Consider the following 13,221-nt stretch of genomic DNA (forward strand, 5'->3'; position numbering starts at 1 on the left):
ATTGACTAAATAAATTTATGCGCAGGTCTGGGCAGTTCCTATCCCCATGTGATCTTTGCCATATCCCGGCGTGGAATCCGCAGGTACTGGTACCTGGGATACCCGATCATCATCGCGTACAGGGGATGATGATCTTCCGGTATGCCGAGCATCTCTGCGATGTCCGGTGATGCCTCGAACGCGATCTGCACCAGGCCGCCCCAGCAGGTACCCAGGTGAAACACCGGGGCAGCAAGGTCGAGGTGGGTGAGGGCAATTACCGCATCGGTAAATACTGCCGGATCATCCCGGTGACCGTGGGCAATGATGAGATGCGGGGCACCATGGCAGACGAGATCGATACCCTGGTCCCATGCCCCGGTGAGTACGGGGAAGAGGGGTGCCAGTGGATGTTCGGGAGAGGATCTCTGGATCTCCTTTGCCCATGCAATTACTGTACCTGCCAGCTCCCGGACGCGGGAAGGGTCGTGGATGACGAGCCAGTGGACAGTCTGGCGGTTCATGCCGGTCGGGGCATACCGTACCAGGGAAAAAACCTGTTCAAGTACGTCTTTTGGAACCGTATCCTGAGTGTAATGCCGAATGGAGCGGCGCCCGGCTATGTGCTGCATCAGCTGGCCCGCAGTGACGGGAGGTTCCCGGGAGTATTCCGGTAGCGGACCTGCACAGGGACAGGAAAGAGAGATGGCACCTGCCGGGCAGGCCGCCTCGCAATGGCCGCACTGGCAACAGGCAGCAACCCGTTCCCTGCTGACAGAAGGAACCAGCCCTTTCTCTCTCTTGCTCAAGATCGCGTACGGGCAGATGTTTGCGCAAATGCCACACCCGCTGCAAAGTTCTGCATCAATCGTGACCGGATCTCCGGCCTGGCAGGTCTTGTTCTCGTCAGAGTCTGAAAGGCATTCCTTTTCCGCTTCGTAAGCCATGAAGGCGGTTATCGTCATTTCAACTATACAATAAGAAGCAGATATACTAATAGCATCCAGATACACAGAGTATAGTGAGTAACTCAAGTGATATCATGAAACACACAGGAGATGAGTGCGAAGTGACTGTGGAGACGGCCCGGGGACCGGTGGATCCTGTTGAGACCGCCCTTACCGTTATCGGAGGAAAATGGAAGCCGCTCGTCATATGGTACCTCCAGGAGAGAACCCTCCGGTTCACGGAGCTGGCCGTTCACATCCCGAAGGTAACGCCGCGGATGCTCACCAAGCAGCTGCGGGAACTCGAAACGGCCGGCCTTATTACACGGATGGTCTTTGCCGAAGTTCCCCTGCGGGTGGAATACAGCCTGACTGCGCAGGGCAGAGCTGTCATTCCCGTGCTGGAAGCACTGTACGTATGGGGTACCGGGTACCTTGCCGGGCAGGAAAAAACCCTGCCTGCCGGGATAGAATCCACGGGGAAAAATGAGAAATTGCATAAGAAGAAGCACTGACTCGGTGTACATTAATTTTCAGGATCCGGGTAAAACCGGTCCTGGTTTTTCTGGAGACCGGTGGTTCCGGTTTGCTGAAAAACCCGGAACCGATCTGCATCTTTAATAATTCATACCGATACACGTACAAGTATGACTATCAGGAAGGGACGCCGGAAGAATAACGAGAAGCCGTTTCACGAAGCCGTGACGGACCTTCTGTTTTCCGCAATGGCCAACCATGAGGATTTCATCGTCACGTACGAACAGAATGCCGCAACCGGAAAAAAGGAGGTTCACGTGATGTCCGGGAAACTGATCACTCAGGACGCCCTTGCTTCCATGAAAGCTGAAGTGGCGTGCCAGCTTGAGGATGGGGGCAGGCACCATATCCGGGATATGGAATAACGAGTGCCGGTGATATCCGGTGTACCCGTGACTCTTTTATCAAGCTCTTTTCGAGACATACCAACGTTATAGGAACGAATGGTGTGAAATTCCGGAACCTTTCCCCCTCAAAACCCTGCCATTGTCAAAAGCCGGTTGTGTGAATATCGAGACAACCGCGAACCGGTAAAAATTATGAGGAGCCGGGATTGGTGATCCTGCCCATGAACAGGATGTTTCCGGTTTCTGTATCCTTGATCAGGAATACAAACGGGTGGTCGGCCTTAAAGACGGGCACCGGCTCCTCCTGGACCGCACCCTTTGCCCAGAAAACAACTGCCGTTGCTGCTGCTGCTTCCGTTCCCTCCTCATTGACATCCAGGTATGTTTTGTGAATCACATCGTGAATGTACAGATACTGCGTACCATCAATGCCAGAAAAATCGGCGGATGGGGAAAACGCTGTTGGCATTCCCATAGCCGTAAGCGTTTCAGGCAGATGGTATTCCGTTTCAAGGTTTACTTTCGGGAAGTAAACCATGACACGCCGGGACGCGGATTTCTGTTCCAGTGCGGACAACCGGCCTGCATCAAGGGACGCCTCAGCGGCAGTGAGGTTATTTCCTTTGGGAAGAAGGACGAGCATGGAGAGCTTCTTTCCACCTGCATCCTCGTACGGCATTGACAGCATCTGGAGCTCGCTGTTTTCTGCGTACAGATATACAGCGTCCTTATCCGTCCGCTGCATCATCGGTACCCGGACTCTTGTGCCGGAATCCATGGAGAAATCCGCATCCGCTGTCTTGTTCTTATCGAACTGTTTCACCCAGGTGCCTTTGAAATAAATGGCATTCGTTATAACGAGTCTCGTCAGCGGGGTGATTCCGCCTACCGGTATAAGATTCCTGATCTTGTTCTCAGTCTGGTTCTCCACCCACTGGTTGATGGTTATCCGGGATTCTTCCGGCTGGGTGTTAAAATCGAGATTCGTTGTATCGGCACTATAATACTGGTGTGCCATGCCGGTATATTCCGAAAGGAACGGATGGGTTTTTTCGGCCCACAGGGAGTTTGCCGTGTGCAGCGTGTATCCGGTACTTCTGCTGTTGAGCGCGTTATACATCCCGGCATATCCCAGACGTCGCACGGCGTCGTCTTTCGGGAAGTGGAATACGGTCTGGATCTCGTCAGCAGTTGTTCTTCTGGCCCCTTCATACGTTATGGCAAGGGCCGACGAGATGGAGAATGGTGAGAAGAAGATGTTGGAACCGGCGTATCTGGGATCCTGTGCAAGCCGGGAATACAGATCGAATGCAAACCGGTTGTTGGCATCAGTTACGATCTTTTCACTTCCGATGACCGGTGAAAACGTGCCTGCAAAGGTTATGGCTCCGGCCTCATCAACTACCCTGGTGCGATTATCGCTCACATCCACAGCCGGTGTTTTTTCCGCTGTGAGAGAAGCGGGCTGCATTGGAGCGGTCCCGGTGCATCCGGCAATAACGATGAAGAGCACTGCAAGTGCTGCAAAAACACACAGCGTATTTGGTTTTGACTCCATGACAAGCATTGCATGGCGGGAGAATTATATCTGGCGATAGATGCGAACAGTTCCGCAGCTATTGAATAAGAGAAGGAATATGGGGAAAAGCTCCAGGAAGGATGAACCGGTACTACCAGTCCTTTTTCATCGCTTCTGCCTTGAGATCCTTTGGCATCAGCTCAATTGCGTACCGCAGCGCAGTCCGGGGCATGACCTTTTTGTTCTTCATCACATAGGAGAAGATCTCGTCCGTGTGCTTCCGGCTTGCCTCTTTGAGCAGCCAGCCGTAGCCTTTCTGCACCAGGTCATCTGTATCGGTGAGGAGCAGGTTCGCGATCGCAATGGATTCGTCAAGAAATTTCCCGTGTTTTGCCGGAACAATGAGCGAAACTGCCGCCGCCCGCCGCATCCACCGGTTCTCTGACTGCGTCCAGCGTTTCAGTTCTTCGGTGCATTCCGGGTATTGTTCAATGAAATCCCCCATCGTGTGGTTGCAGAACCCGTCACAGGAAGCCCAGTTGGTGATGTAGGTATCTATCCAGCGCCGGAATACCGCGAGATCCTCCCTCTCGTACCGTTCCGAGAGTGCATGGGCCCATTCCGAGACAATAAATGATTCCTCCATGTGGCCGGACTGGTACAACTCCTCGCAGAGAGCGAATATCTCCTGCTTGTTACGGGTCTTTATCTCCCTCCAGTACTTTTTTGCAATTGCAATTACGGTCGCGGTCTTCATGCCATAACACATAATCTCTTCCTTGAAAAACCGCCGGGAAGCCTTCTGGATCTCCGGGTCTGCCTGACTCTGGAGTTCCTGACGGATATTTGCTATGACCGGATCCATAAAATGGGTGGGCTGGTATTCCTGATAAGGGAAACGGAAATTCGTTTTCCGGAGATATGCAAAATATCCTGAATCGTCCACTCATGACAGCGCGGTTCGTGAAGGTGTATCTGGTGGATTTTCTGAAACGTGTATCGGCCTTCCCGTCAACCGGAGAGGACACTATTAAATTCCAGCGTCTATACATGAAAGTACATCATGTCGCAATTATTGGATAAATTCCAAAAAAAAGTCAAATCCATAGTTTTTTTAAAAAAGATATATTTATATGTAAAACAAATCAATGGGTAAAGCAGAGAAGCCATGGCGGTCAATCAAAGTCACGTGGATGGGATCATCAGCTCTGCATCGGGAGATGATCCGGCCGTCAAGCTCGAGAACCTCGAACGAGAGGTCGACCTGATAAAAGCGTCCATCAAGCGCCTTCTCATGGATATGAGGGAGCGGATGAACGATCTGGGAAATCCGTTCACCCTTGTTTCTTCCGGTGATCAGGGAGAAATCGATCCGGCTGCCATGGACAACCGGGCAGCGCTGGAAGCCCGTGAAGCAGCGCTTGATGCACGCGAATCCACACTTGACGTACGGGAATTCCAGGAGAAAACAGAACCTCTCAAAAAAGCAGATCCCGCTATCATCGAACCTGTTTTCTCACCAAAAGTTGATACCCCTCACCCTCCTAAAAAAGAATTTTCCGAACCAGGGATCGGCTCATCTGCTCCCTGCCTCACTCCTCTCAAGAACTCCCCGGAAACTCTCCCGCTCCAGAAGGCCTACCATCTCTTCAGATGGATACAATTCGGGGTGAAAAAATTCGGACACGATCGTCTCGAACAATTAGTGGAATCCTATTGCGTCATGGGATATATCACCAAGACGACCGCCGAGGAGATCCAGCATATCTCCCGCCTCATGCCGGAAAATCTCGGCAACGTGAACGAGATCGGGCCTGACGAATTCGTGTATGAGTTGTATACCCTTAACCGGTTGCTCTCCCCCAACGATAACTCGCTCGATCGTGACATGATTGAAGTGCTCATGGAACAGCGCCGGGAGAAGTCCAGCCCTGCGATGGCATCTGAATACGGGGATGGCATGCCGGGAACTGCACCCGAGAGGGAAAAGGCAGGTTCGCCCGCTTTTGGAAAAAAAGACCTGGAATGGATGAACCTCCGGGCCTGACGTGAGTAATCGTTTTACCGGGATCTAAAACCGGATCTTCTTCTTATTTATGACGATCCTGGTCAGCTATCTGTTTCTTCAGCAGCGCATATTTTGCGAGAGTAACCTCCAGCAATTCATCGTATACTGCCGGGAGTCGGCCCTCGAGAACCTTTACTCCCTCTTCCGTGATTCCTCCTTTGGTTGCCACGCGCCCGATCAACTCGTCAAAACCCGTATCAGCCTCTTCGAGAAGCCTGGCGGTTCCGATCAACGTTTGCCGCACGAGGAACTCTGCAAGAGCCAAAGGAACCCCCTCCCGCCGGACCGCGGCCGATGCAAACTCCTGCATCATTGCCGCAAACAGGGCTGGCGCACAGCTGGTGAGGTCGGCGTACAGCTCAAAGTGCTGCTCCTGGATCTCGACTGGTGTCCCGATTGCTGAGAAGAGGGAAAAGACGAGTTCCCTGTCGGCAGGTGTGACGCCTCCGCCCCAGGCAACGAGCGAGATGCCGGCGTGTTCTTCAGCAGTCAGGCTCGGGATGACCTTGACACAGCGAACATCCGGTCCCGCCCAGGTCTTCAGGTTTTCGAGGGTTACGCAGCTCGCGATCGAGATGAGGAGTGTCCGCTCCGAGAGAAGATCCAAAATCCCGCTGAGCACGCTGTGGACGTCCAGTGGCCGGACACAGATGAAGAGAACGTCCGCATCCGATGCAACTTCCCGGGGGGAACTTTTGACGGTTATCCCCGTATCGGCCGCAACTGCCTGTGCGGATATTCCCTGCCTGCTGCACGCAGAGATCTCTTCCGGCCTGAGCGTTTTTGTCCTGGTAAACTGCCGGATCAGCATGCTGCCCATGGAACCGGTGCCGATGAACCCGTAGCGCGTCATGGTTACCGGATTGTGGTCTGTGCCGGGGAATAAAAGATATGGTGCCGGCTCTCTGGTATCAGCGATACTGTTATGCTCTTGTCATCCCAATAACGCGGTACGAGAGGTCGTGTCCATGGATGACGTGATACAAAGGGCCGCGCTGTATCCGGTTACCGATGTCATGACGAGCTGCCCGCTATCTGTCCATCCTGAGACGCCAGTTCCGGAAATTCTCGACCTTTTTTCGCGGCCGAATTTACACCAGGTTCTTGTTATCGGCGACGATGAAAAGGTCTATGGCGTTATTACGACCCGGGACATAATAGCGGCCGTAACACCCGGTGCGGGCTCCTTAAAAGGCCACCAGATCGCAGGTCTTGACCGGCTCCTGAAGAGCACGGCATCTGCGGCCCGGGATCTGGTCTCCGATGAGCCCCTCAGCATCTCAATGACGGCAACCCTCCTGGACGCGCTCAAAGCCATGGAACATTCCTTTTCTCCCTCCCTCATCGTTGTTGACAAGAATAACCGTGCGGTAGGTTGTGTTAACCTCGCCGGGATCCTCTCTTTCCTGACTCATCACGATCACTGACTGGGTGCGGCGTCAATCCCCAGGTGCCTGATACCGGTGTGAAGGAGGAACGGCGTGACGAGAACCGTTACGATCACGAGCAGGACGGTTGCCGTGTACAACTGCTGTGCGATCATGCCGGCGATGATGGCGGACTGGGCGAGCGCAAGCGTCAGATCCCCCCGGGGGATCATGCCGACCCCGACAAGGAGTGCCCGGCCGCGACTGTCAAGAAACGAGACCGAGCCAAGGAATCCCCCGACGATTTTTGCCAGTACGGCCACGATGATAATGACGAGAATTACCGGTGTGAGCAGATCTTTCAAGGGGAGGTACATCAGGAGGCCGACTGATGCAAAGAAGATGGTCGTGACAATGCCGAACGCCGTATTGTTGAGGGTCTCGTGGATATCGTGATCTTCGTGGATCCCGGTGCTCAGGGCGAGGCCGGCAAAGAAGGCCCCGACAACAAAGGTCAGCCCGAGCATCTGGGAGGCAAGAGCGGAACTGCAGGCAATCGAAAAAGCCGCTGCAAAGGAGAGGGCATGGTTTCCCAGGAGCTGGACCTTGGCAAAGATGAAACCAAAAACGGCTTTCCCGACAGTGGATATCACCAGGATGAAGAACGTGGCAATCAAAAGCGGGCGCAGGATCGTATAGTGGGTAAAGGAAGCGTCCGCTGTAAAGGCCGACAGGACACCGAACAGCACGATGCCGCCGATGGCGCTGACAATGGCTGCCCCGACAATGGTCATGCCGAAATCCGTGTTGAGCTGCCGCTCTTCGAGCAGGGTGCGGACGGATACTCCGATGGACGTGAGGGAGAAGATTATCGCAACAAAGAGGGCTTCTGTCTGGGTTAAGGAAAGGAGAATGGACAGACCATACCCTGCGACAAACGGTACCGCCGACGCCACGATCCCGGTGACAATCATCCGCTTTCGTGCAGAATGGAAGATCTTCTGGTTGATCTCGATACCGGTAATGAAGAGAAGGAGGATCACTCCCAGCGTGGCAAGAAACTGGATGACCGAAGACATCTCCACGAGGCCAAGAACGGATGGGCCAAGGAGGATCCCGGCAACGATCTCCCCTATCAGCGACGGGTACCCCAGGTACTCGACAACTTCGCCGAGTACCTTTGCCGAAACGAGGAGAATGATGATGCCCAGAAGTGCATCCATACCAGTATTCGGATCACACCCCATAAAAAAGGGCGCGTGTCTTTCAGCATACCGGCACCGTGTTTTCAGGCAGCGATCGAGAAAACCAAACGCCGAACTGCCCGTTTTTGCCTATTTCCGGTTCTGTTTTTTCGGGCAGCCGGCTGACGGGTCATTCTTTGTTGGGTTATCCCCGTCTTCGAGATACTTCGTACCCCATACACAGAGTTCCCGGAGTATCGGGATGAGCGTTCTGCCGAAATCCGTGATTGAATATTCCACCCGGGGCGGGACTTCCGGGTAGACCTTCCGGGTAATCACCCCGTCCTCCTCGAGTTCGCGGAGCTGTTTGGTGAGCATCTTGGCATTGACTCCCGGCAACCCCTTCTGCAGCTCACCGAAACGCAGGATATTGTCTCCCAGGGCCCAGAGGATGAGGGGTTTCCATTTGCCGCCGATCACGTCGAGTGCTGCCTCAACACCGCAGTGATAGGTCTTGCCGTTTTTCGTATACACCATAGTTACCTCAATGGAAGCTTGTTACCAATCTGACCGTATTGCCTATATATTCACTTGAGGCAGATTTTATCGCAATGATTCAGATTACCCTTACCGCAGAATAGTATGCATTCTGTCTGTTTATGGTTTTCTGTCAGGACACCCTGCCCGGTGCGGGGAGTGAGGAAAAAACTATGGAAAAGATACCGATTGGACTCAACTTCTTCATCCCAATGCCGGTCGTGCTGGTCGGGACACAGGTAGCAGGGAAAGCAAACTTCATGGCGGTGGGCTGGATTACCCGGGCAAATGGCAATCCCCCTATGATCGCCTGCGGGATCAGCAACAACCACTACACTGTTAAAGGAATCGGGGAGACGAAGACCTTCTCGGTGAACATTCCCTCCTCGGATCTGCTGGAAAAGACCGATTACTGCGGTATTGTATCGGGAGAAAAAACCGACAAATCGCAGGTTTTCGATCTGTTCTATGGTTCCCTGAAAACCGCACCCATGATCCGGGAATGCCCGGTAACGTTTGAATGCAGGCTCGTACAGAGCGTGCTGCTTCCGACCCATACGCTCTTCATCGGCGAGATTGCGGGGGTTTATGCGGACGGGGATGTGATCACGGATAAAAAGCCTGATTTCCCCGAAATTGATCCGCTCTTCCTGACCATGCCCGACAACCGCTACTGGACGCTCGGGAAGTATACCGGCGATGCCTGGAGTGCCGGGAAGAACCTGATACAGCGCTGATACCATGACAAAAATACTTGCAATCAACGGGAGTCCCCGGAAAGACGGGAACACGTCCATCCTGATCCGGCACATTCTCAAAGAATGTGAGAGCGAAGGGATTGAGACCGAGGTAATCCAGCTCGGCGGGAAAAAGATCCACGGCTGCACCTCCTGCATGAAGTGTTTCGAGAACCGGGACCGGCAATGCGTTATTGACGAAGACCTGGTGAACACCTGTATCCGGAAGATGATCGAGGCGGACGGGATTATTCTGGGTTCCCCCGTCTATTTCCTCGATTTGACCTCCGAGATGAAGGCGCTCATCGACCGGGCCGGTTTCGTCTCATACGCCAACGGGCATATCTTCTCGGGCAAGGTCGGGAACGCCGCGGTTGCCGTACGGCGGGCCGGTGCCAGCCGCACCTGCGACTCTCTGCTCCACTTCTTCCTTGCCAACGACATGATAGTGCCCGGTCTTCCCTGTATCGGGATTGGGCGGGATATCGGGGATGTTGAGCGGGACGGGGAGGGTATCGCCCATGCCAGGAAAGTCGGGCAGTCTATGGCCCGGCTCGTAACAATAATGAAGCAGCACCCCAAAGAGCCATTGATACACGCTGACGAACGAATACCCGGAACGAGAAAAGGAGACTAACTCATGATCACGATACTTGTTGACCAGGATCTCTGCACCCGGTGCGGGATCTGCTCGAATGTCTGTACAATGGGGCTCATTGACCCCGCTGATGAGAACACCCTGCCAAAAGTTCCGGAGACCAAAGCCGGCATGTGCATTTACTGCGGGCACTGCGAGGCGTTCTGCCCCTCGCAGGCGCTCCTTCTGAACGATCGCCCGGACGAGAAGGTATCTCTGCCGGCCGGTGCCGGCACCATTACGCCGGATGACATGGCATTCTGCTTAAAGAAACGCCGTTCTGTCCGGCGCTTCACAAAGGACCCGGTACCAAAGGAAAAGATTCTCGAAGTCCTCGATATCGCCCGGTACGCTGCATCGGGAGGCAACGGGCAGCCGGTGGAGTGGATCGTTGTCTACGACCCGGCAAAGGTGAAGAGGATCGCCGGCCTGACGGTCGAATGGATGAAGACACTCATCAACTCCACGCACCCGATGAGCGGTTACGTTCCGATGCTGATCAAGCCCTTTGAAGCCGGGTACGATGTTATCTGCCGCGGCGCCCCGCACCTGCTCTTTGCAACGATACCAGAAAACAACCCGGTTGCGCAGACCGATGCGATCATCGCCCTCACGCATTTCGATATCGCGGCTCCGGCGTATGGGATTGGCACCTGCTGGGCCGGGTTCGTTGCAATGGCGGCCACCTCGTACGAACCGCTCCAGGAGGAGCTCGGTATACCCAACGGGCGGAAGAGCGCCTATGCCCTGATGTTCGGCCACCCGCAGTACAAGGTGTACGGTCTTCCCCGCCGGAAGCCGCTGAACGTAACGTGGCAGTAGGGATTCCATGAAATCCCTCTTCGATGAGACCTGCATAGGGACGATCCATCTCAGGAACCGGCTTATCCGCTCAGCCACCTGGGAAGCCATGGCCGATGAGAGTGGCCGTCTGACCCCCAGGCTCATTGAAGTGTACCGGGAATTAGCTGATGGCGGGGTGGGTCTGATCATTACGAGCGCGACTACGATCACCAGCGATGCAACCCGCGTCCCCGGCATGCTCTCAATCCCCGATGATACTTTTGTTCCTGTGTATAACGAGCTTGTTCAGACCGTGCACGATGCCGGTGCCCCCATCGTTATGCAGCTCGTGTTTCCCGGCAGGAACGGGGCTTTCTGGACCCCGTCAGATCCCTCCCGGGAGGATATCCATTCCATTGTCAAGGGATTCGGGGAGGCAGCGGTACGGGCACAGCGGGCCGGTTTTGACGGCGTGGAGATCCACGCAGCTCACGGGTATTTTCTCAGCCAGTTCCTGAATGATAAGAGAAATACACGAACCGATGAGTATGGCGGGACGGTGGAGAACCGGGTACGCTTCCTCCTTGAGATTGCATGCGAGATCCGGGCGAGGACCGGTGCGAACTATCCCCTCCTTGTCAAGATCAACTGCTCGGATTTCGAAGAGGAGGATGGTGTCTGGGATGCCTGCCAGCTTGCCTGCCGGCAGCTGGCAGAAGACGGGATCAGTGCCATCGAGGTATCCGGCGGGATCAGCCAGATGCCGTTTCCTCCGCATGGCATGCCCTATGAGGAATCGGTCTTCCGCGATTATGCTGCGGAGATCTCGCGGATCACGGGTGTTCCGGCAATCCTGGTAGGTCTTAACCGGACGCCATCGGTGCTGACCGGGTTATTGAACACTGCGGGTATCGGGTATTTCTCTCTCTCCCGCCCGTTCCTGAGACAGCCGGACCTTGCCGGTTACTGGAGAAACAACCCGGACCGCCCGGCCGAATGCCTCTCCTGCGATGCCTGCAGGAAACAGCCGGATGGAAATGTCTGCCCGTTCAGGGAATAACCCCGGTATGGGACGAATTACAGACCCGGATTTTTTGGTGAATTCATGACAGACTACGCAACAATCGGAAGGAAAAAACTGCTTGAGATCGATGGAGAAGCCGGCGTTAAGGTGGAAGAGATCTTGAACGCCGTCTGCCCGGACCTTGCCCGGTACCTGATCGAATATTCGTTCGGGGAGATCTATGCCCGGGAAGTTCTCGATAACAGAACCAAAGAGCAGGCAGTTGTGGCTGCCCTGACCGCGATGGGCACGGCCGCCCCCCAGCTCAAAGTCCACATCCATGCTGCTCTCCATGTCGGCTGTACGCCCGAGGAGATCCGTGAAGTGATCATCCATATGTGCGGGTACGCGGGGTTCCCGGCAACCCTGAATGGCATGGGGACACTCCTGGAAGTTCTCAGGGAGACCGGGCGGACGCTCTCAACAGCCTCCGTCCATGCCGGCTCCGGGGGCAGGTACGAACGCGGGAAGAAACTGCTCTCGCAGATCGCGCCGGACCAGGAGCGGGTACTCAAAGAGACCTTCGACCCGGTAAACCCGGATATCACCCGGTACGTGATCGAGTTCGGCTACGGTGATATCTATGCCCGGGGCATCCTGCCGATCCGGAACCGGCAGGTGGCAACCATAGCTGCACTCGCTGCAAAAGGAACCGCTCCCTCGCAGCTCCGGTTCCATATCGGGGGCGGGCTCCGGGCTGGCCTCTCCGAGGAAGAGATCATCGAGATCATGCTGCTCATCTCCATCTATGCCGGGTTCCCGGCAGCACTCAACGGCATCCTTGCAACCCGCGAGGTTGCCAGCACCTTAAAGGAAGAGACGTGATCACAGGAGAAATACTATGGGAACAGTTATTGCCATCAACGGAAGTCCGCGAAAGAAATGGAATACCGCAACGCTGCTCGAACACGCCCTGAACGGGGCTGCCGGTAAGGGGGCAAAGACCGAACTGGTCCACCTCTACGATCTGGATTTCAAGGGCTGCACCAGCTGCTTTGCCTGTAAACTCAAAGGCGGGAAGAGTTACGGGAAGTGCGCCATGAAGGACGATCTCACTCCCGTGCTCGACAGGATCGCCCGGGCGGACGCGCTCATCCTCGGCTCGCCGTTCTATTTTGGCACGGTGACCGGGGAGATGCGCTCCTTCATGGAACGGCTGATGTTTCCGTACCTCATGTATACCTGGCCACCGGCATCGCTCTTTGCGCGGAAGATGTCCACGGCCTTCATCTACACGATGAACGTGTCCGAAGAACAGATGAAAGAGCACCAGTATCCTGTGCATATCGGCCTCAATGAAGGCGTCCTTGCCCGGACTTTCGGGCAGGCGGAATCGCTCTTCTCGTTCGAGACGCTCCAGTTCGAGGACTACGACAAGGTGGTCTTCAGTTACGCTGACCCGGAGGTGCGGCGGAAGCGGCACCGGGAGGTCTTCCCGCAGGACTGCAAACGGGCATATGAACTGGGTGCACGGCTGGTAAAAACCGGCGGACAACCGGCCGGATGTTAAGGTAAG

The 13,221-nt window shown here is 55.0% G+C and carries 16 protein-coding genes; 10 read left to right on the plus strand and 6 right to left on the minus strand.

Annotated elements, in window-relative coordinates:
• Positions 1-38: 38 nt before the first annotated feature.
• A complete protein-coding gene (locus tag WC598_RS08745; protein WP_372961105.1) occupies positions 39-944 on the minus strand; it encodes a nitroreductase family protein in 906 nt (301 codons plus the stop codon).
• Between the two features lie 77 nt (positions 945-1,021).
• On the opposite strand from WC598_RS08745, the gene WC598_RS08750 reads away from it, so the two are divergent.
• Both WC598_RS08750 and WC598_RS08755 read left to right on the plus strand, forming a co-directional pair.
• The gene (locus WC598_RS08750; protein ID WP_372961106.1) at positions 1,022-1,441 is read left to right on the plus strand and encodes a winged helix-turn-helix transcriptional regulator; all 420 of its coding nucleotides are present in this window, start codon (positions 1,022-1,024) and stop codon (positions 1,439-1,441) included.
• 132 nt (positions 1,442-1,573) lie between these two features.
• A complete protein-coding gene (locus WC598_RS08755; protein ID WP_372961107.1) occupies positions 1,574-1,828 on the plus strand; it encodes a hypothetical protein in 255 nt (84 codons plus the stop codon).
• Positions 1,829-2,000: 172 nt separating this feature from the next.
• On the opposite strand, the gene WC598_RS08760 is transcribed toward WC598_RS08755, so the two are convergent.
• Positions 2,001-3,368, minus strand: coding sequence for a serpin family protein (locus WC598_RS08760; protein ID WP_372961108.1), 1,368 nt, complete (start codon positions 3,366-3,368; stop codon positions 2,001-2,003).
• 112 nt (positions 3,369-3,480) lie between these two features.
• Positions 3,481-4,194 carry a DNA alkylation repair protein gene (locus tag WC598_RS08765; protein ID WP_372961109.1) on the minus strand — a complete coding sequence of 238 codons (714 nt, stop codon included), beginning with the start codon at positions 4,192-4,194 and terminating at the stop codon, positions 3,481-3,483.
• A gap of 303 nt (positions 4,195-4,497) precedes the next feature.
• Here WC598_RS08765 and WC598_RS08770 point away from each other — a divergent pair, with 303 nt between their 5' ends.
• Complete coding sequence (locus WC598_RS08770; RefSeq protein WP_372961110.1) at positions 4,498-5,376, plus strand: hypothetical protein; 879 nt, start codon at positions 4,498-4,500, stop codon at positions 5,374-5,376.
• A gap of 43 nt (positions 5,377-5,419) precedes the next feature.
• Here the strand turns inward: WC598_RS08770 and WC598_RS08775 are convergent, their stop codons facing one another.
• Entirely contained in the window at positions 5,420-6,250 is an 831-nt protein-coding gene (locus tag WC598_RS08775; protein WP_372961111.1) for a pyrroline-5-carboxylate reductase family protein, read from the minus strand.
• Positions 6,251-6,365: 115 nt separating this feature from the next.
• On the opposite strand from WC598_RS08775, the gene WC598_RS08780 reads away from it, so the two are divergent.
• Positions 6,366-6,824, plus strand: a complete 459-nt coding sequence (locus tag WC598_RS08780) for a CBS domain-containing protein (RefSeq protein ID WP_372961112.1) — start codon at positions 6,366-6,368, stop codon at positions 6,822-6,824.
• Here the strand turns inward: WC598_RS08780 and WC598_RS08785 are convergent.
• Both WC598_RS08785 and WC598_RS08790 read right to left on the minus strand, forming a co-directional pair.
• Positions 6,818-7,987, minus strand: a complete 1,170-nt coding sequence (locus WC598_RS08785) for a cation:proton antiporter (protein WP_372961113.1) — start codon at positions 7,985-7,987, stop codon at positions 6,818-6,820. The two genes, WC598_RS08780 and WC598_RS08785, sit on opposite strands and share 7 nt — an antisense overlap.
• Positions 7,988-8,098: 111 nt before the next feature.
• Positions 8,099-8,485: a winged helix-turn-helix transcriptional regulator gene (locus WC598_RS08790; protein WP_372961114.1), complete on the minus strand. Its 387-nt coding sequence runs from the start codon at positions 8,483-8,485 to the stop codon at positions 8,099-8,101.
• A gap of 173 nt (positions 8,486-8,658) precedes the next feature.
• Between WC598_RS08790 and WC598_RS08795 the strand changes: the two genes are divergently transcribed.
• Genes WC598_RS08795 through WC598_RS08820 form a run of 6 tightly spaced genes read left to right on the plus strand, consistent with a single transcriptional unit; the run spans position 8,659 to position 13,215 of the window.
• The gene (locus WC598_RS08795) at positions 8,659-9,222 is read left to right on the plus strand and encodes a flavin reductase family protein (protein ID WP_372961115.1); all 564 of its coding nucleotides are present in this window, start codon (positions 8,659-8,661) and stop codon (positions 9,220-9,222) included.
• A gap of 4 nt (positions 9,223-9,226) precedes the next feature.
• On the plus strand, positions 9,227-9,859 hold the full coding sequence (locus tag WC598_RS08800; protein ID WP_372961116.1) for a flavodoxin family protein: 633 nt from the start codon (positions 9,227-9,229) through the stop codon (positions 9,857-9,859).
• A gap of 3 nt (positions 9,860-9,862) precedes the next feature.
• Complete coding sequence (locus tag WC598_RS08805) at positions 9,863-10,681, plus strand: nitroreductase family protein (RefSeq protein WP_372961117.1); 819 nt, start codon at positions 9,863-9,865, stop codon at positions 10,679-10,681.
• A gap of 7 nt (positions 10,682-10,688) precedes the next feature.
• Positions 10,689-11,702, plus strand: coding sequence for an NADH:flavin oxidoreductase (locus WC598_RS08810; protein WP_372961118.1), 1,014 nt, complete (start codon positions 10,689-10,691; stop codon positions 11,700-11,702).
• A gap of 45 nt (positions 11,703-11,747) precedes the next feature.
• Positions 11,748-12,530: a carboxymuconolactone decarboxylase family protein gene (locus tag WC598_RS08815; protein ID WP_372961119.1), complete on the plus strand. Its 783-nt coding sequence runs from the start codon at positions 11,748-11,750 to the stop codon at positions 12,528-12,530.
• A gap of 16 nt (positions 12,531-12,546) precedes the next feature.
• A complete protein-coding gene (locus tag WC598_RS08820) occupies positions 12,547-13,215 on the plus strand; it encodes a flavodoxin family protein (protein WP_372961120.1) in 669 nt (222 codons plus the stop codon).
• Positions 13,216-13,221 lie beyond the last annotated feature (6 nt).

This window comes from Methanoregula sp. (assembly GCF_041645475.1).
GTDB lineage: Archaea > Halobacteriota > Methanomicrobia > Methanomicrobiales > Methanospirillaceae > Methanoregula.